The 18567-nt window shown below is 66.7% G+C and carries 14 protein-coding genes; 5 read left to right on the top strand and 9 right to left on the bottom strand.

Going from position 1 to position 18567, the window contains the following annotated elements:
• The first annotated feature begins 33 nt into the window (after nt 1–33).
• The gene (locus tag VCS63_RS00415; protein WP_042796230.1) at nt 34–816 is read left to right on the top strand and encodes an IclR family transcriptional regulator; all 783 of its coding nucleotides are present in this window, start codon (nt 34–36) and stop codon (nt 814–816) included.
• 47 nt (nt 817–863) lie between these two features.
• On the opposite strand, the gene VCS63_RS00410 is transcribed toward VCS63_RS00415, so the two are convergent.
• The 4 genes from VCS63_RS00410 to ppc form a co-directional block, all read right to left on the bottom strand.
• Nucleotides 864–1592 (bottom strand): SDR family NAD(P)-dependent oxidoreductase, encoded by a 729-nt coding sequence (locus VCS63_RS00410; RefSeq protein WP_323877982.1) that lies wholly within the window; start codon nt 1590–1592, stop codon nt 864–866.
• A 153-nt stretch (nt 1593–1745) separates the two neighbouring features.
• Nucleotides 1746–3086, bottom strand: a complete 1341-nt coding sequence (locus VCS63_RS00405; protein WP_042796232.1) for a short-chain fatty acid transporter — start codon at nt 3084–3086, stop codon at nt 1746–1748.
• Nucleotides 3087–3266: 180 nt separating this feature from the next.
• Nucleotides 3267–4202: a 3-hydroxyacyl-CoA dehydrogenase family protein gene (locus VCS63_RS00400; protein WP_063641341.1), complete on the bottom strand. Its 936-nt coding sequence runs from the start codon at nt 4200–4202 to the stop codon at nt 3267–3269.
• A gap of 322 nt (nt 4203–4524) precedes the next feature.
• Nucleotides 4525–7374 carry a phosphoenolpyruvate carboxylase gene (gene ppc / locus VCS63_RS00395; RefSeq protein ID WP_063641337.1) on the bottom strand — a complete coding sequence of 950 codons (2850 nt, stop codon included), beginning with the start codon at nt 7372–7374 and terminating at the stop codon, nt 4525–4527.
• A gap of 171 nt (nt 7375–7545) precedes the next feature.
• On the opposite strand from ppc, the gene queC reads away from it, so the two are divergent.
• Entirely contained in the window at nt 7546–8265 is a 720-nt protein-coding gene (queC, locus tag VCS63_RS00390; protein ID WP_042796234.1) for a 7-cyano-7-deazaguanine synthase QueC, read from the top strand.
• A 49-nt stretch (nt 8266–8314) separates the two neighbouring features.
• Here the strand turns inward: queC and VCS63_RS00385 are convergent, their stop codons facing one another.
• Together VCS63_RS00385 and VCS63_RS00380 are read right to left on the bottom strand one after the other, a co-directional pair.
• On the bottom strand, nt 8315–9505 hold the full coding sequence (locus VCS63_RS00385; RefSeq protein WP_063961153.1) for an MFS transporter: 1191 nt from the start codon (nt 9503–9505) through the stop codon (nt 8315–8317).
• Nucleotides 9502–10047: a GNAT family N-acetyltransferase gene (locus tag VCS63_RS00380; RefSeq protein ID WP_063641335.1), complete on the bottom strand. Its 546-nt coding sequence runs from the start codon at nt 10045–10047 to the stop codon at nt 9502–9504. Before VCS63_RS00380 ends, VCS63_RS00385 begins: the two co-directional genes overlap by 4 nt.
• Before the next feature lie 114 nt (nt 10048–10161).
• Between VCS63_RS00380 and VCS63_RS00375 the strand changes: the two genes are divergently transcribed.
• On the top strand, nt 10162–11052 hold the full coding sequence (locus VCS63_RS00375) for a LysR family transcriptional regulator (protein ID WP_042796236.1): 891 nt from the start codon (nt 10162–10164) through the stop codon (nt 11050–11052).
• On the opposite strand, the gene VCS63_RS00370 is transcribed toward VCS63_RS00375, so the two are convergent.
• Nucleotides 11000–12037, bottom strand: a complete 1038-nt coding sequence (locus VCS63_RS00370; protein WP_063961147.1) for a 2-isopropylmalate synthase — start codon at nt 12035–12037, stop codon at nt 11000–11002. The two genes, VCS63_RS00375 and VCS63_RS00370, sit on opposite strands and share 53 nt — an antisense overlap.
• Nucleotides 12038–12381: 344 nt before the next feature.
• On the opposite strand from VCS63_RS00370, the gene VCS63_RS00365 reads away from it, so the two are divergent.
• Nucleotides 12382–13197: an AraC family transcriptional regulator gene (locus VCS63_RS00365; protein ID WP_104653975.1), complete on the top strand. Its 816-nt coding sequence runs from the start codon at nt 12382–12384 to the stop codon at nt 13195–13197.
• A 107-nt stretch (nt 13198–13304) separates the two neighbouring features.
• Nucleotides 13305–15173 carry a dihydroxy-acid dehydratase gene (ilvD, locus tag VCS63_RS00360; protein ID WP_042796238.1) on the top strand — a complete coding sequence of 623 codons (1869 nt, stop codon included), beginning with the start codon at nt 13305–13307 and terminating at the stop codon, nt 15171–15173.
• A 398-nt stretch (nt 15174–15571) separates the two neighbouring features.
• Here ilvD and glpK read toward each other — a convergent pair whose 3' ends face one another.
• Nucleotides 15572–17098 (bottom strand): glycerol kinase GlpK, encoded by a 1527-nt coding sequence (gene glpK, locus VCS63_RS00355; protein WP_063961145.1) that lies wholly within the window; start codon nt 17096–17098, stop codon nt 15572–15574.
• Nucleotides 17085–18539, bottom strand: coding sequence for a DHA2 family efflux MFS transporter permease subunit (locus VCS63_RS00350; protein ID WP_063641329.1), 1455 nt, complete (start codon nt 18537–18539; stop codon nt 17085–17087). Before VCS63_RS00350 ends, glpK begins: the two co-directional genes overlap by 14 nt.
• Between the last annotated feature and the right edge of the window lie 28 nt (nt 18540–18567).

Below are 18567 nucleotides of genomic sequence, written 5' to 3'. Positions count from 1 at the left end.
GTAATCTCCATTTACTCTTTTTGCGGTAGACGGATGGCCGAGCAAGATACCCAGCAACCCAGCGACAGCTACGTGCAGTCCTTCGCGCGCGGCTTGTCCGTGATCCGGGCTTTCGGCCCCGACCGTTCGCAGATGACGCTGTCCGAGGTCGCGGCGGTGACAGGGCTGACGCGCGCCGGCGCGCGCCGCATCCTGCTGACGCTGGAGCACCTGGGCTACGTCACTGTCGACGACCGCAAGTTTTCCCTGACCCCGCGCATCCTGGAACTGGGCTATGCCTACCTGTCCGGCACGCCGCTGTGGAACCTGGCGCTGCCGTACATGGAAGAAGTGGCCGAGCAGACGCGCGAGTCGTGTTCGGTGTCTGTGCTGGAGGGCGCGGACATTGTCTACATCCTGCGCCTGTCCACGCACAAGGTCATGACGATCAACCTGGCCGTCGGCAGCCGCCTGCCGGCCTGGGTGACCTCGATGGGCCGCGTGCTGCTGGCGGGGTTGACGGAGCCGGAGCTGGACCGGGTGCTGGCGCAGAGCCAGATCCAGTCCTATACGCCGCACACCGTTACCGATATTGCCGAGCTCAAGCGCGTGCTGGCCCGCGTGCGCGCCGACGGCTACGCCTGCGTCGCCCAGGAGCTGGAGCCGGGGCTGCAGTCGGTCGCGGTGCCCATCATGGACCGCAGCGGCCGCGTGATCGCCGCGATGAACGTCAGCGGCCATGCCAATCGCTTCACGCGAGAGGAAATGCTGGAGGCCTTCCTGCCTCCTCTGCGCCGCGCGGCCGACCAGATCAACCACGCCCTGCTGCGCCGCTAGGCGCGCCAGGGGGCGGAAGAGGGCGGCGGGCGTGCGCATGGCGGGCCTCAGATGGGGGCGACGCCCAGCGTCGTGCCGCCGCAGACGTACAGCATCTGGCCGGTGACGAAGCCGTTGTCAGGCGACAGGAAGAACATCGCGGCGCGCGCCACGTCTTCCGGCGTGCCCAGGCGCTTGACCACGATACTGTTGATGATGCGTTCGGTTTGCGGCGCGCCTGCCGGATTGCTCTTGGTGAAGAGGTCGGTGGCGATGGGGCCCGGTCCGATGGCGTTGACGGTGATGCCGTCGCCGCCCAGTTCCATGGCCAGCGTGCGGGTCAGGCCGACCAGGCCCGCCTTGGTGGCCGAATAGACCACGCGGTCCGGCTTGCCCAGCGCGGCGCGCGACGACATGTTCACGATGCGGCCGAAGCCAGCCTCGCGCATGGCGGGCAATGCCGCCTGCACCAGGATCAGCGCGGTGCGCAGATGCAGGTTGACTACGTAATCCAGGTCCGCCAGCGTGGCCGTGTCGGCCGTGCCAGGGCGCGTCGCGCCGGCATTGTTGACCAGGCCCACAATGTTGTAGGCCTCGGTCACTTCCCGGGCGACTTCCTTGGTGCGGGCTTCGTCGGTCAGGTCCGCCTGATACGACACCAGTCCCGCGGGCGGATCCTCGGGCAGCTTGTAGTCGATGTTGACGACCTTATGCCCCGCATCCAGCAGCATGCGGATGATCGCCGCCCCGATCCCGGCGCTGCCGCCGGTCACGAGATACGCAGTAGGTTTGCTCATATCAGTTCCCTATTCCAAATTCCAACGCAGGCTGAAACGCTGCCGGTACTAATTCGTCTGTCCTCTCCCCTGGCTGGGACACCGCCAGATCCGGCTTTGCCGGTCTGCAGGTGTCGTCCCCAGGGGCGGCGCGCGTAAACGCGTATGGGGGGCTTAATGCGTCAAGTAACCCCAGAGGAGGACCGCGGTGATGTGGATCACACCGACCCACAGCATCATGATGACGGTATAGCCCATGACGTCGCGCAGCTTGAGCTTGGACAGCGCCAGCGCGGGCAGGATCCAGAAGGGCTGCACCAGGTCGTTCCAGGCGTTGCCCAGCATGACGGCCATGGTCGTCTGGTTCAGCGCGCTGCCGATTTCCTTGGCGGCGTCGATCATGAACGGACCCTGGATGACCCAGTGGCCGCCGGCCGACGGTGCGAAGAAGTTGATGACAAACGAGCTGATCAGGCCCCAGAACGGCAGCGATTCGGGCGTGGCCACGTCAACGAACACTTGCGAGATCGTGGTGACCAGGCCGGAAGCGGCCATGATGGCCATGATGCCGGCGTAGAAGGGGTACTGCAGGATGATGCCGGAGATCGTCTTGATGCCTTCGGTGAGCTTGGCGACGTAGGCGGCCGGGGTGCCCAGCAGGATGATGCCCAGGAACAGGATGATGAAGTTGATCAGGTTCAGGTCCAGCGAACCGCCGTCCATGAAGTGAAACGTCACGTAGGCGATGCCGAGCGCGCCGATCAGCAGGCTCAGGATGCGGCTGTTGTTCAGCTTCGAGGCCAGGGTGCCCTTTTCCAGCAGATCTTCGGCGGCGCTGGCGGTAGCGGTGTCGCGGTCGATGGCCGGGTCCACTTCAACGATCTTCTCGCCCTTTTTCGGGTGCAGCCAGGCGTTGAGCAGCGGCAGCGTCACGATGATGACCAGGCTGGTGATCAGCATGGGCACCGAGAAAATGGTTTCCGACAGCGGGATGGTGCCCATCTGCTTGGCGGTGGGGTGGTTCGGGGTGGCGACCAGCACGGGGATGCTGGCCGACAGGCCCAGGCCGTACATGGTGAAGCCGCTGTAGGCGGCGGCGATGATCAGCGGATAGTGCACGCCCTTGACCTTAAGCGCCAGCTTCTTGGCGACGATGCCGCCGATGACCAGGCCGAAGCCCCAGTTCAGATAGCTGCCGATGCCGCCGACCAGCGTCGCCACGATGATGGCGGTGTGCGGCTTGTGCACGTGACTGACGATGCGGTTGAGCAGGCGGTCGGTGAGCGGCGCGGTGGCCAGCACATAACCCATCGCCAGGATCACGGCCATTTGGGTCGTGAAGGCCAGCAGGCTCCAGAAGCCGTTGCCCCAGGCGCGCGTAATGTCGCCGATGCCTTTGCCTTCCACTCCCATGGCCAAGAGCACGGTGAGCAAGGTCAGCGCGATGGCGAACACGAAGGGGTCGGGCAGATACTTGCGCATCAGCTCCGTAAAGAATGAAGCCAGTTTATTCATGGTGCCTCCTACGAACTCCGGTAAGGCTAAGTTTTCTCGTGTCTTGCGCCGCCCTGGCGCCGGGTGTCGGCGGGGGCGGGTGGGACGATGGTTTTCTTTGTGTGGTTGGGCTTGTGGCCCGATGGCGCTGGTGGCGGAAAGCCCCGCGCCTTATGTAGTGAATGCTTGCTGGCGCGGCCGTCAGGACCCGCTGGCCTTCTCGTTGAGCCAGGCGGCGAGTTCGCCGAGCGCGGCGCTCTTTTCGCGCAGCACGCGCTCACGGCGCTCCGGGCTCCAGGTGTAGAACCCCTGGCCGCTCTTGGCGCCGATCTGCCCGCTTTCAACCTTGCTCTTCAGCAGTTCGGAGGGTTCGGTGCGGTTTTCCAGGTCTTTGTAGAGATAGCTGGCGATCGCGTAGTGCACGTCGATGCCATTCATGTCGCGTTGTTCCAGCGGACCCGACAGGGCCAGGCGGATGCCCAGGCTCCACTTGACCACTTCGTCGATGTCTTCGGCGCTGGCTACGCCTTTCTCCAGCAGCGAGATGGCCTCGCGGGCCAGGGCGTGCTGGATGCGGTTGGCGATGAAGCCCGGAATGTCCTGGCGGACCAGCACCGGGCGCTTGCCGGCGTGGCGCAATGTGGCCATGACCTTGGCAACGGTGTCCTCGGAGGTGCCGTCGTTGCGCACGACTTCCACCAGGGGGATCACGTCGGCGGGCGTAAAGAAGTGGGTGCCCACGAAGCGGTCGCGACGCACGACGGCGCTGGCGATGGCGTTGATGGACAGGCCGGAGGTATTGGTGGCGAAGAGGGTGTGCGCGGGGCAGAGGGAATCGAGCTTGGCGAAGATGCCGCGCTTGAGCTCCAGGTTTTCCGGCACGGCTTCGATGACCAGGTCGCTGTTGCAGGCCGCTTCCAGCCCGGGCGCGACCTGAATGCGCTGCATCGCTTCCTGGACCTGGCCGGGCGCGTACACATTCAGTTGGCGGTCTATGGTTTGGAGCGCGCGATCCAGCGCGCCTTCCATCGGATCGATCAGGACGACATTCAATCCCTTCGAGGCGAACAGCGCGGCAATGCCGCTGCCCATGGCGCCTGCGCCGACGATGGCGAGATTCTTGAGGGGGGTATCCATGATGGTTCGCTCGGTACTGATATGCCGGGCTTTGCGGGCGGGCACGTGCGGAACCAGGATGCTTTCTGTCTCTTCCGGTGTGCCTTCCTGTGCGCCTGGCCAGAAAAATCGTTTTGTTCTATATACGAACATTTGTGCGTATATAGAATTTCTGAAAGAGATAGTACTAAAAGTCGCGGGGGGCGGACAAATGAGGAATTTTCGGTGTCCGTCTGGTGGACGCCTGAGGAGGGAGCGGGCCGCCCCGCGCCGGAATGGCGCGGGCCAGGTCCCTCACCCAATGGAGGTCTTGCATGCCGCGCGCCGCGGCGCGAGCAATGCGTCAGCCCGAGTTGCGCAGCCCCGCCGCAATCCCGTTGATGGTCAGGTGGATGGCGCGCTGCACGCGCTTGTCGACCTCGGCCTCGGGATGCTTCTGTGCCGCGCGGTGGCGGCGGATCAGGTCGATCTGCAGGTAGTTGAGCGGATCGATGTAGGCGAAGCGCTCGCGCAGCGACGCCTGCAGCGTAGGGTTGTCGGCCAGCAGTTCGCGCTGGGTCAGCAGCTTGAGCATGGCCAGCGTGCGGCCGTGCTCGGCGCTGATGGATCCGAAGATGCGTTCGCGCACGCCGCGTTGCGGCACCAGTTGCGCATAGCGCGCGGCGATCGCCAGGTCGGATTTGGCCAGCACCATTTCCATGTTCGACAGCAGCGTGCGGAAGGCGGGCCAGTCGCGTGCCATTTCGCGCAGCTGCGCGAGGCGGCTGCGGCGCGAGCGCGGCGCGTCCGGGGCGCCGGTTTCAAGATAGGCCTCGATCGCCGAGCCCATGCCGTACCAGCCGGTCAGCATCAGGCGGCATTGCGCCCAGGAAAAGCCCCAGGGAATGGCGCGCAGGTCTTCGATGCGCTGGCCCTTTTTGCGCGAGGCGGGGCGCGAGCCGATATTCAGGCCGGCGATTTCGCTGATGGGCGTGGCGGCGAAGAAGTAGTCGGCGAAGCGCGGGGTGTCGTAGACCAGGCCGCGGTAGGTGCGCTGTGCGGTATCCGACATGAAGGACATGGCCGGACCGTGCTGGGCCATGTGCGCGTCTTCGGCGCTGGTGGCTTCGGCGCGCGGCGCCAGGCTGGATTCCAGCGTGGCGGCGACCAGGAGTTCAAGGTGCCAGCGGCCGACCTCGGCGTCCTTGTACTTGCTCTGGATGACTTCGCCTTGTTCGGTGAGGCGGATCTGGCCGGCTACGGTACCCGGAGGTTGCGCCAGGATGGCGTCAAAGCTGGAACCGCCGCCGCGGCCTACCGAACCGCCGCGGCCGTGGAACAGGCGCAGGCGCACGTTGCGGGCGGAGAACACGTCGACCAGCGCGCGCTCGGCCTGGTAGAGAGACCAATTGGACGTGAGGAAGCCGCCGTCCTTGTTGCTGTCCGAATAGCCCAGCATGACTTCCTGCGCGCCGTTCTGCGCCAGCTTCACGCGTTGGCGGACTTCGGGCAGGTCCAGCCAGGCGGCCATGATGTCGGCCCCGCGTTGCAAGTCGGGGATGGTTTCGAACAGCGGCACGACCATCAGGCCATCCTCGGGCTGGATTTCCTGTCCCGCCGGCGCGATGAGGCCGGCTTCCTTTTGCAGCACCATCACTTCCAGCAAGTCGCTCAGCGTTTCGGTATGCGACACGATGGTCTGGCGCACGGCCTGCTTGCCATAGCGGGCCCGTCCGGCCGCAGCCGCGCGCAGCACGGCAAGTTCGCGCGTGGTGTCTTCGGTATAGGCGATCCAGGGGGAGGCCAGCGGGCGCGCCTGCGCCAGCTCGGCGCGCAGTAGTTCGACGCGTTGCTCCTCGGTCAGGGCCAGATAGTCCAGCGGCTTGCCATCGTGCTGCGTGCCCGCGCAGGTGAACAGTTCGGCCAGTGCGCGCTCGTGCACGTCGGAGCTCTGGCGCAGGTCCACCGTGGCCAGATGGAAGCCGAACACTTCCACGGCCTGCTGCAGGCCGGCCAGGCGCAGCTTGCCGATGGGCGAGCCGTGGTGGGCGGCCAATGATGCGGCGATGACGGCCAGGTCCGCGGACAGTTCTTCAGGCCGCTCGTAGGGGATGGCGGCGACGGTGCTGCGTCGTGCGAGGTCCTGGCCCGTCAGGCGCTGCGCGGTGGCGGCCAGGCGGGCGTATACGCCGACCAGCGCGCGGCGGTAGGGTTCGTCGCGGCGGTGGGGAGAATCGTCGCCGCTGGCGTCGGCCAGCGCCAGCAGTTGGGCGTCGACACCGATCAGCAAGGTGGTGACCGATAGCTCCGCGCCCAGCGCGTGCACTTCTTGCAGATAGTGTTCGAACAGTACGGTGGCCTGGCGCAGCAACGCGCGTTCCAGGGTATTGGCGTCCACGTTGGGATTGCCATCGCGGTCGCCGCCGATCCAGCTGCCCATGCGCAGGAACGGCTCAAGCGGCGGGGGCGGCGCGGCAAACGGCTTGGCGGATTCGCGGTTCAGCAGCTTGGACAGGTCGCCGTACAGCCGAGGAATGACCTGCAGAAAGGTGCTGCGGTAGTACGACAGCGCGTTTTCGATTTCGTCGGCCACGGTGAGCCGCGTGTAGCGCAGCATGCGGGTCTGCCACAGCGTGGCCACGCGACCGAGCAGCGAAGCGTCCAGGTCGGCCAGTTCCTCGGGGGTGAGGGGGCCTTCGCGCTGCGTCAGCGCGGCGGCGATTTCGCGGTGCACATCCAGCGTGCTCTTGCGCTGCACCTCGGTGGGGTGCGCGGTCAGCACCGGCATCACGCAGGCCTCGGCCAGCAGGCGGCGAATGCGCGCCACGCCCACTCCGTGGCGCCCCAGCGTCTGCACGGCTTCGCGCAGGCTGCCGCGTGCGGGCGTGTCGTCGGCGATGGCGCGCGCGCGCTGGCGGCGGTTCTGATCGCGGTCTTCAGCGATGTTGGCCAGGTGCAGGAAGTAGCTGAAGGCGCGCGCGACCGAGTTGGGATCGCTGCCTTGCAGGCGCTTGACGCGCTGCTCCAGCAACCTGCCGTCCGCGTCGTTGCCTTCGCGGCGGAACTTCACCGCCGTGCGGCGCAGGGTTTCAATGGTGTCGAAGACGCGTTTGCCCTCGCATTCCTCGATGACGGTGCCCAGTAATCGGCCTAACAGCCGGATATCGTGACGCAAGGGTTCTGCTGAATCGGACTGCGGGCGCATGGCATTCATCTGGCGGGGATCCGTCGAGGCTGCTGAAGGGGAAGGAAGACAATACGGGGCGTTGCAGGTAAACCGGAAAATGAATCTGACCGACGATTTTACGCAGCGATCCTTACGGCGAAGTCGTGCCGCTGCGTTAAAGTCCGACTAATTCCTTCGTCTTTCCAGAAGCCCCCTTTTATGCAAAATCACCAACGTCGCGCGCTCGTGCTGTTTTCGGGCGGCCAGGATTCCACGACTTGCCTGGCCTGGGCGCTGGACCGCTACGCCCATGTGGAAACCGTGGCCTTCGATTACGGCCAGCGCCACCATATCGAACTGTCCGCGCGGCTGAATGTGCTGCGCGAGATCCGCGGCAATTTCCCCGACTGGGCGCCACGCCTGGGCGAGGACCATCTGCTGGACCTGAAGGTGCTGGGGCAGGTGGGCGACACCGCCATGACCAGCGACCGCGCCATCGAGATGCAGGCCAACGGCCTGCCCAACACCTTCGTGCCCGGCCGCAACCTGCTGTTCCTGACGCTGGCCGCCGCGCTGGGCTACCGCCGCCAGCTGGACGTGCTGGTGGGCGGCATGTGCGAAACCGATTTCTCCGGCTATCCCGACTGCCGCGACGACACGATCAAGGCGCAGCAGGTGGCGCTGGGACTGGGTCTGGGCTCCCGGGTCACGATCGAGACGCCTCTGATGTGGATCGACAAATCCGAGACCTGGGCGCTGGCGCACCAACTGGGCGGCGACGCGCTGGTGGAAACCATCGTCGAGGAAAGCCATACCTGCTATCTGGGCGAACGCGGCGCGCGCCATGATTGGGGTTACGGTTGCGGTGAATGCCCGGCTTGCAAGCTCAGGAAGATCGGCTGGGAGAAATGGGTCGTGGCTTCCGCCGCCGAAGGTTGACCCGCTGGCGCCGGGACCCGCGCCGAGGCGCGGGCGCGTTTGCCGGGTCTCAGGCGTACGCCGCGCGCGCTCTTTGTATGAACTTGCACCTTAGCGCGAACGCCGCCGCACAGATTGCCGCCGCCAGGCCCGCCGATAGCGCCATCGCGCTACGCGCGCCGTAGCTGTCTACGATGTAAGCATAGGCCACCGGCGAGGCGGCGGTAAGCAGGAAGCTGGGAATCAGCAGGGCGCCGACCAGCGCGCCGTAGCTGCGAAAGTCGAACAGCGCCAGCGGCAAGGTGCCGCGTGTAATGGTCAGCAGGCCATTGCAGGCGCCGTAGAGCAGGGCATAGGCGGCGGTCGCATAGAGATTGCCGCCGGACAGCAACGCCAGCAGAAAGCAGAGCGGCAATACCGCGCAGACCGCCAGCGTAAGCGTCAGAGGATGCAGGCGAGAACCCAGCGCCACGTCGGCCAGCCGGGCCGCGAACTGACCGACTCCCCATAGTGCCGCAACGCTGACCGCGGCGGCAGCCGCGAGGCCCAGGCCCGACAGCAGCGAAATTAGATGGGCGGCGTTGCCCGCCGCCAGGAAATTGGTCAGCATGGCGATCAACGCGTACAGCACGCCTGCCAGCCGGCGTTCGGCTGCGTTGCGCGCGAGGCCGGACGAAGCCTTGTCCTTGCCGCCCGCTGCCGCGAAGTAGCGTCCGCGGGGCAGCGCCAGATACAGCGGCAGCGTGGCCAGCGCCAGGGCGGCATACGCCAGCACCGCAGCGCGCCAACCCAGCCATTCCGACAGCGCGTGGCCCACCGGCCACATCACCGTGGACGCCAGTCCGCCGAACAACGTGATCTGCGACATGGGCCGGCGTGCCGAAGGGCCGGCGGCGCGGGCGAGCGACGCAAAGGCCGCGTCGTACAGGCACAGCCTCATACCCACGCCCAGCACGGCCCAGGCCAGGAAGTACCCGGGAAGGGCGTGCACCATCGAAAGGCCCGCGCAGCCCAGCGCGCCCAGCACCGCGCCCGCGGGCATGACGCGGTGTCCACCCCAGCGGTCCACGGCCATGCCGGCCAGTGGGGATACCATGGCCATCACCACGATGGCCGCCGAGAATCCGCCATACACGGTGGCCGCGTTCCAGCCGAGGTCAGCGGCCATGGCCGGGCCCAGGGCGCCTATCAGGTAGTACGTCACGCCCCAGCCGACCAGTTGGGTCAGCCCCAGGCAGACGATGGCGCGCGGCGGGATCACGGCCGCTGCGGCGGTGTGGTGTCGCCCTCGCCCAACGCGCGCTGCATCAGCACCGTATCGCGCCATTCGCCGTGTTTATGTCCGACCGAGCGCAGCGTGCCGGCGGGGTGAAAGCCCTGGCTGGCGTGCAGCGCCAGCGACGCAGCGTTGCGGCTGTCTCCCACCACGGCCAGCATCTGGCGCCAGCCTGCGGCGGTACAGCGTTCGATCAGCGCGGCCAGCAGCTTGCCGCCGATGCCCAGGCCAGAGCGGCCCGCTTTCACGTACACCGAATCCTCCACCGTGTGCCGGTAGGCAGGACGCGGGCGATAGGGCGTGACGTAGGCATAGCCGACGACCTCGCCATTGATCTCGGCCACCAGATAGGGCATTTCCTTTTCCAGGACGCTGGCGCGGCGTTGGCGCATTTCGGCAATGGAAGGCGGTTCCAGTTCGAACGAGGCCGTGCCGTGCTGCACGTGGTGGGCATATATCGCCTTGATGGCGGGCAGATCGGCTTCCGCGCTATCGCGGATGAGGACGGTGGAGGTGGGAGACGACATGGCGGGCCGTGAGGGCTATCGAGGAAGGAACAAGCCGCCAGTGTCGCGCAAGCTTATTTATTAATAAAGCTTTGGTTTATTATGATTTGAATAAGTAAAACTTTGGGTGTAGCGATGCGCGGCCTCAACCTGGACCATTTGCGCACCTTTGCGCAGGTGATCGAACTGGGCAGCTTTTCCGCTGCGGCGGAACGGGGCGGGGTGACCCAGCCCGCCGTCAGCCTGCAGGTCCGCCAACTGGAACGGCGCTTTGGCCTGAAGCTCGTGGAACGCGTCGGCCGCCGCGCCGGGCCGACCGCGGCCGGGCTGGAACTGCTGCAGCACGTGCGGGTCATCGACGCCGCGCTGGCGCAGGCCGAGCTCGCCATGACCGCGCATGCCTCGCAGGTATCCGGCCGCGTCCGGCTGGGCACGGGCGCCACCGCCTGCACCTATCTGCTGCCCCCCATCCTGGCCGACCTGCGGCGGCGTTTCCCTGCCCTGGACATCGTCGCCAGCACCGGCAACACGGCGGACATGCTGCGCGGACTGGAGAACAACACGCTGGATATCGGACTGGTCACTTTGCCTGCGCCAGGGCGTATGTTTCAGGTTACGCCGGTGCTGGAAGACGAGTTCGTGGCAATTTTTCCCGCCGGCGATCCGGCGTCCATTCCCGCTGCCGCCACGCCGCAGGCGCTGGCGCAGTTGCCGCTGGTGTTGTTCGAACCGGGCGCGCGCACCCGCCGCCTGGTGGACGACTGGTTCGAGCAGGCCGGCCTGGCCGCCAAGCCGGTCATGGAGCTGGGCAGCACAGAGGCCATGAAGGAGATCGTCGCCGCCGGCCTGGGGTGCGCGATCCTGCCCAGGCTGGCCGTCACAGGCGCGGGGCGGCGCAAGGCGCTGGAGCTGCGGTCGCTTGCGCCGCGTCTGTCGCGCAGCCTGGCCATCGTGCTGCGCCGGGACAAACCGCTCAGCCGCGGGCTGCGGCACCTGCAGGAGTCGCTGCTGGCGTTGCGTGAGTGAACGCATACGGGTGGAATACGTCCACGGGCAGCTGGTTGCAGGCTTCCACGCATTCGCGCACCGCCGCCATGTCCGAGAAGTCCAGGCCGCTGCGCACGCCGTGCAGGTCCAGATTCAGGGCCAGCGTCACCAGGTCCACGTTGCCGGTGCGTTCGCCGTTGCCGAACAGGCAGCCTTCCACGCGCTCTGCGCCGGCCAGCACCGCCAGCTCCGCCGACGCTACCGCCGTGCCACGGTCATTGTGCGGATGCACGCTGAGGATAATGCTGTCGCGTCGTGCCAAATTGCGGTGCATCCACTCGATCTGGTCGGCATAGACGTTGGCCGTGGTGCACTCTACGGTGGACGGCAAGTTGATGATCATCTTGTCCTGCGGCGTCGGCCCCCAGGCCTCGCTCACGGCATCGCACATTTCCAGCGCAAACTCCAGTTCCGCCAGGCTGAAGGTTTCAGGTGAGTATTCATAGATCCAACGGGTTTCGGGGCGGGCATCGGCCAGCGCGCGTATCTGGCGCGTGCCGGCCAGGGCGATCTCCTTGATCTCCGCCTTGGTCATGCCGAACACGATTCGGCGCCATTGCGGCGCAATGGGCGCGTAGAGGTGCACGATCGCCCGGGACACGCCGCGCAGTGCCTCAAACGTGCGTTCGATCAGGTCGGGACGCGACTGGGTCAGCACTTCGATGGTGACGTCGCCGGGAATGCGGCGCTCTTCGATCAGCTGGCGCACGAAATTGAAATCGGTGTCGGAGGCCGAGGGGAAGGCCACCTCGATCTCCTTCAACCCCACGGCCACCAATTGTTCAAAGCAGCGCAGCTTGCGCGCCGCGTCCATCGGCTCGATCAGCGCCTGGTTGCCGTCTCGCATGTCGGTGCTCATCCAGATGGGCGGCGTCGTCAGGCGCCGCGACGGCCAGGTGCGTTCCTCATAGTCGCGGGCGAAGGGAAGGGTGGGACGGTATTTGTGTTGGGGTTGTTCAAGCATGGAAAGCTCCGGCCGGGATGCGGCGGCAGTCGGCCGCCCGCGTTCAGAGGCGGGACGGCCAGGCAAGGGGAGGTGGCGGCAGGGTCCGTCAGAGGGCCCTGGGCTGCCGGGCGGCCACGGGGCGCAAGGCCCGGCAACCGCGCGCTAGTCGCAGCGCTAGAACAGGGCGGCCCATCCCGCCAACCCGCGCGCAGCCGGCGGCCGCAAGCGCGGCACGGAGGCGGATAGCGGCGGACTGGGCGGACACGGACATGGGGTGAATTGGGGAAAGACTGAAGGATGCGAGGATGATAGGTACACTGGAAACGACCGTCTAACGCCATTCTGGCCACAATCATCGCAAAATGGACACACCCGCCGCCCGCGCGCCCTACAAACCCGCAGATCTGGATTTGTTCCCCTACGAGTCCTCGCGCCGTCCGGTGGCCGGGCTCGCCGTGGATTACGAGGACGGCCATCGCATCCGGCGCCATCGGCATCGCCGCGCCCAGCTGGTTTATGCGATCTCCGGGGTGATGGTGGTGGATACGGACGCAGGAATCTGGGTGGTGCCCCCCACCCGCGGCGTGTGGGTGCCTGCCTGGGTGCCGCACGGCATCCGTATGAGCGGCCAGCCGCGCATGCGCACGGTGTTCGTCGAACCCGGCGCCGCTGACCACTTGCCCGACCAGTGCTGCGTGTTGTCGATCTCGCCCCTGTTGCGCGAGCTGATGGTCGCCGCGGCGGAGGTACCGCTGGACTGGGCGCCCGGCACGCGCGACGGCCGGTTGATGATGCTGCTTTTGGACGAATTGCGTCAGGAGCCCGCGTTGCCCCTGCATCTGCCGCAACCCACCGAACCTCGTCTGGCGCGTATCTGCCGCGCCATCGTGCGGCATCCGGAACGTCAGGACGGCGCGGCCGACTGGGCGCGCGCGCTGGGGGTGGACCCGAAGACCGTGCACCGGCTGTTCCTGCGCCACACTGGCATGACTTTCGGGCGCTGGCGCCAGCAGGCGCGGCTGCTGGCGGCGATGGAGCGGCTGGCGCGCGGCGAGCGCGTGCTGGAAGTGGCGCTGGACCTGGGCTACGAAAGCCCGAGCGCGTTTGCCGCCATGTTCCGCAAGGCCGTGGGCGAGCCGCCCAGCGCATTTGCGGCTCGCGGGGTGGCGTCCGCCTGATGGCCGCGGCGGCGTCCCGTGGACGGCCCAGAGACGGCCGGCCCCGGAACCAGCGTATTATTTAACGTTTTGCCGCCTACGCTAACAGCTACAGCCAGAGACAAACCATGCCGCACTACCGCTCCCGCACCTCGACCCACGGCCGCAACATGGCCGGCGCCCGCGCCTTGTGGCGCGCCACCGGAATGAAGGACGGCGACTTCGGCAAGCCGATCATCGCGGTAGTGAACTCGTTTACGCAGTTCGTGCCGGGCCACGTGCACCTGCGCGACCTGGGCGCGCTGGTTGCCAAGGAAATCGAGGCTGCCGGCGGTGTCGCCAAGGAATTCAACACCATCGCCGTGGATGACGGCATCGCGATGGGCCACGGCGGCATGCTGTATTCGCTGCCCTCCCGCGAACTGATCGCCGACTCGGTCGAATACATGGTCAACGCGCATTGCGCCGACGCCATGGTCTGCATCTCGAACTGCGACAAGATCACCCCCGGAATGCTGATGGCCGCCATGCGCCTGAACATCCCGGTCGTATTCGTGTCGGGCGGTCCCATGGAAGCGGGCAAGGTCAAGTCGCCCACGGACGGCAAGGTCATCGCCAAGATCGACCTGATCGACGCCATGATCAAGGCCGCGGACCCCAACGTATCTGACGCCGATGTGGCCGAAGTCGAACGCAGCGCCTGCCCGACCTGCGGCTCCTGTTCCGGCATGTTCACCGCCAACTCGATGAACTGTCTGACCGAAGCCATTGGCCTGGCCCTGCCGGGCAACGGCACCATCGTCGCCACGCACGCCTGGCGCCGCGGCCTGTTCGAACAGGCCGGCCGCCTGGTGGTGGACCTGTGCCGCCGCTATTACCAGGAAGAGGACGCCTCGGTCCTGCCGCGCAGCATCGCCACCAAGAGCGCGTTCCAGAACGCCATGGCGCTGGACGTGGCGATGGGCGGTTCCACCAACACCGTGCTCCACCTGTTGGCCGCGGCGCAGGAAGCGGGTGTGGATTTCACCATGGCCGACATCGACCGCATCTCGCGCAAGGTGCCCTGCCTGTGCAAGGCGGCGCCCGCCACCGACAAGTACCACATCGAAGACGTGCATCGCGCGGGCGGCATCCTGGGCATCCTGGGCGAACTGGCGCGCGCGGACCTGCTGGACCTGTCCTGCGGCAACGTGCACAGCGGCACGCTGGGTAATGCAATCAAGCAGTGGGACGTGGCCGGCGGCGCCGGCGAGGAAGCACAGAAGTTCTATCGCGCGGCCCCCGGCGGCATTCCCACCACGGTGGCTTTCAGCCAGGATGCCACCTTCCTGACGCTGGATACGGACCGCAAGACGGGCTGCATCCGCAGCAAGGAAAACGCTTATTCGAAGGATGGCGGCCTGGCCGTGCTGTACGGCAACCTGGCAGAAAAGGGTTGCATCGTGAAGACGGCTGGCGTGGACGAGTCGCAATGGGTCTTCACTGGCCGCGCGCGCGTCTTCGAAAGCCAGGATGATGCCGTCGAAGGCATTCTGGGCGACAAGATCGTTCCGGGCGACGTGGTGGTGATCCGCTACGAAGGCCCGAAGGGCGGTCCGGGCATGCAGGAAATGCTGTACCCCACGTCCTACCTGAAGTCCAAGGGCCTGGGCAAGACCTGCGCTCTGTTCACGGATGGCCGCTTCTCGGGCGGCTCGTCGGGTCTGGTGATCGGCCACGCTTCGCCGGAGGCGGCGGAAGGCGGCACCATCGGCCTGGTGGAAGAGGGCGATGTGATCGAGATCGACATCCCGAACCGCAAAATGCATCTGGCCGTGTCCGACGAGGAACTGGCGCGCCGCCGCGCGGCGATGGATGCGCGGGCCGACGGCTGGGAGCCGGTCGGGCGCGAGCGTGTCGTGTCGCAGGCATTGCAGGCTTATGCTGCGTTGGCGACTTCAGCGGATCGCGGGGCGGTGCGGGATTTGTCGCAGCTGAAGCAGAAGGGCAAGCGGTGATTGTTGACTGCTGACTTTTGAGTAGGGCGGCGCTTTTGGGCGCCGCTTTTTTTTATGGCTGTTGTTGTGGCTCGCGCTTCTTAGGTCGCCCGTTGGCGAGGGCGGCGTGGCGGCGAGCGCCCACGATTGCGGCCCGGAGCCTTCGCTCCGGGCTGCCCCATCCTCATCCTCGTCCAGGCCTTCGGCCTTCCCTTCGGATTCCGTCGGGCGCATCGAGGTTGCTCGCCGCCACGCCGCCCGCGCGGCCGAGGGTGACGGGCAACCCAAGCCTCATCCCCGACCGTAATTCCAGCAGCGTAACAAGCCGAGACTCAAGTAGCACGTCGGCGCGGACGGCTGGGTGGCCTACGAAGAGCAACGGCCTTTGCCAGCAATCTGCAAACCCAAGAAGCCCTCGCCTACTTCCCCGCGCTATCCGCCCACCCCTTGGACAACTCCACGGCCTGCCTCCACCGCTTCATCCGCGCATCCCGCACAGATTCCGGCCAAGTCGGCTCGAACGTGCGTTCCGCCTGCCACTTCGAGGCAAACTCATCCAGCCCAGACCAGAATCCCACCGCCAACCCCGCCAGGCCGGCAGCTCCTAGCGCCGTCGACTCCGATACCCGGGGACGCACGACCGGTACGCCCAGCAGATCCGCCTGCATCTGCATCAGCAGGTCATTGCGGGCGGCGCCGCCGTCCACGCGCAGTTCGGTCAGCGCGATGCCGCTGTCCCCGTTCATGCAGGTGAGCAGCTCGGCGCTTTGCAGCGCGATGGATTCCAGCGTGGCGCGGGCGATGTGAGCGCGGGTAGTGCCGCGGGTCAGGCCGACCAGCGTGCCGCGCGCATAGGGATCCCAGTGCGGCGCGCCCAGGCCGGCAAAGGCCGGGACCATGAAGACGTCGTCGGTATCGGCCACGCTGGCGGCCAGGGATTCGATTTCTTCCGAACGCTGGATGATGCCCAGCCCATCGCGCAGCCATTGCACCGCCGCGCCGGCCACGAACACGCCGCCTTCCAGCATGTAGGTCGGGCGCCAGCCCTCGTCGGCGGCCTGGGGCAGGCCCCAACCCACCGTGGACAGCAGATTGTTTCGGGACTGTACCGGCTTCTCGCCCACGTTCATGAGCATGAAGCAGCCGGTGCCGTAGGTGTTCTTGGCCATGCCGGGCGTGAAGCAGGCCTGGCCGAAGGTGGCGGCCTGCTGGTCCCCGGCATTGCCGGCGATCGGGATCGAGCCGCCCAGCCATTCGGGCAGGGCTTCGCCCACCACGGCGCTGCTGGGCGCGATTTGGGGCAGCACGCTGCGCGGGATCTTGAGCAGCGCCAGGATCTCGTCGTTCCAGTCCTGGGTATGCAGGTCGAACAGCATGGTGCGGGACGCGTTGCTTGGGTCGGTGGTGTGCACGGCACCGCCGGTCAGTTGCCAGATCAGCCACGTGTCCACCGTGCCGAAGGCCAGTTCGCCGCGTTCGGCCATCTGGCGCGCGCCCGGCACGTGGTCCAGCAGCCAGGCAAGCTTGGTGCCGGAGAAATAGGCGTCCAGCACCAGGCCGGTCCGCGATTGCAGGAATGCGGCATGGCCGTCCTGGCGCAACTGGTCGCACATCGGCGCCGTGCGGCGATCCTGCCAGACGATGGCGCGCGCAAGCGGGCGGCCGGTGGCGCGTTCCCAGATCAGGGTGGTTTCGCGCTGGTTGGTGATGCCGATGGCGGCGATGTCGGCGGCGGTCGCGCCAGCATTGCGCAGGGCCTCACGCGCCACGTCCAGCTGGCTATGCCAGATCTCGCTGGCGTCGTGCTCTACCCAGCCCGGCCGCGGATAGTGCTGGCGGAATTCGCGCTGGCCTACGCCGCGCACCACGCCTTCACGATCGAACACGATTGCGCGGGAGCTGGTCGTTCCCTGGTCCAGGGCTAGGACAAATTCATTCGTCGTCACTTTGTTTGGCGCCGTTCAGGTGTGCCCCGGCCAGAGGGTCGAGGCGTCTAAAGGAGAAGGTCGAAGCCATGCACAGCACGCCGACGACGATGAAGCCCGCGACGACGTCGCGAATCGCCAGCGTTTCCGCGCCGCGCAAGGACATGCTGATGTTCAGCGTCACCGCGGCCACGCCCACGCCCAGGCTGATGCCCAGCTGTTGCGCCATGGCAGCGAAACTGCTGGCGCGGCTCATCTTGGACGGGGGGATGTCAGCATAGGTTAGCGTATTTACCCCGGTGAATTGCAGCGAACGGAAAAAGCCGCCGACTAGCAGCACGGCGATCATCAGCCACACCGGCGTCGTGGGTGTGAATGCGCCGCAGACCACGATGAACGCGCCCGCCAACAAGGCGTTGACGGTCAGCACGCGGCGAAAGCCGAAGTACCTGACGATGGGCGTGGCCACGAACTTCATCAATAGCGCGCCCGCGGCGCTGGCGAAGGTGATCAGGCCGGCCGAGAACGGCGTGAGGCCGAAGCCGACTTGCAGCAACATGGCCAGCAGGAAGGGGGTGGCGCCCACGGCGAAGCGGCACAGGTTGCCGCCCAGCGTGGAGATGGCGAAGGTGGGGATCCGCATCAGGGACAGGTCGATGATGGGATGTTCCGTACGCCGAGCGTGCCAGCCATAAAGCAGGCCGCAGATGGTGCCCACGGCGATCAGTCCCAGCAGCACAGGCAGGGGCATCACGTCGCGGCCGATGGCCTCGAAGCCGCTGACCAGGGTGGCCAGGCAGATCGCGCTCAGCAGGAAGCCCGGCCAGTCCAGGCGCGGAGCGGATTCCTCGCGGATTTCCGCGACATAGCGCAGCACCAGAAAAATGCCCAGCACGCCGATCGGGATATTGATCAGGAAGATCCAGTGCCAGGACATGTAGGTGACCATGAACCCGCCCAGCGGGGGGCCGATCACCGGGCCCAGCAAGGCCGGAATGGAAAGAAAGGACATGGCCTTCAGCAAGTCCTGCTTGGGCACGGTGCGCAGCAGGATGATGCGCCCCACGGGGACCATCATCGCGCCCGCCATCCCCTGGACGATGCGGGCCAGGACCAGCTGCGGCAGGTCCTGGGACAGCGCGCAGGCCACGGAGCTGAGCGTGAACAGGCCGATAGCCGCCACGAACACGCGCCGCGCGCCGTAGCGGTCGGCTGCCCAGCCGCTGACAGGGACGAATACCGCCACCGACAGCAGATAGGACGTAATGGCCACGTTCAGCCGCACGGGGGTGGATCCCAGGGCGTGCGCCATGGCTGGCAGAGCGGTGGCCACCACGGTGGCGTCCAGCATCTGCATGAACAGCGCGCAGCCTACGATGAAGGGGATCATGCGCGCCGCGCGCGCTGCTTGCTCACTGGCGGACGAGGCGGGGCGGGCTGCTGCTGCGGTTTCTGCGGACATGGCGGGAGGGGGCGATGGGTGCCGCGAG

The sequence above is a fragment of the Achromobacter sp. D10 genome (assembly GCF_035282245.1).
GTDB lineage: Bacteria > Pseudomonadota > Gammaproteobacteria > Burkholderiales > Burkholderiaceae_B > Achromobacter > Achromobacter insolitus.
Note: the sequence above shows the minus strand (reverse complement) of the source record. Positions and strands in the feature narration are given on the sequence as shown.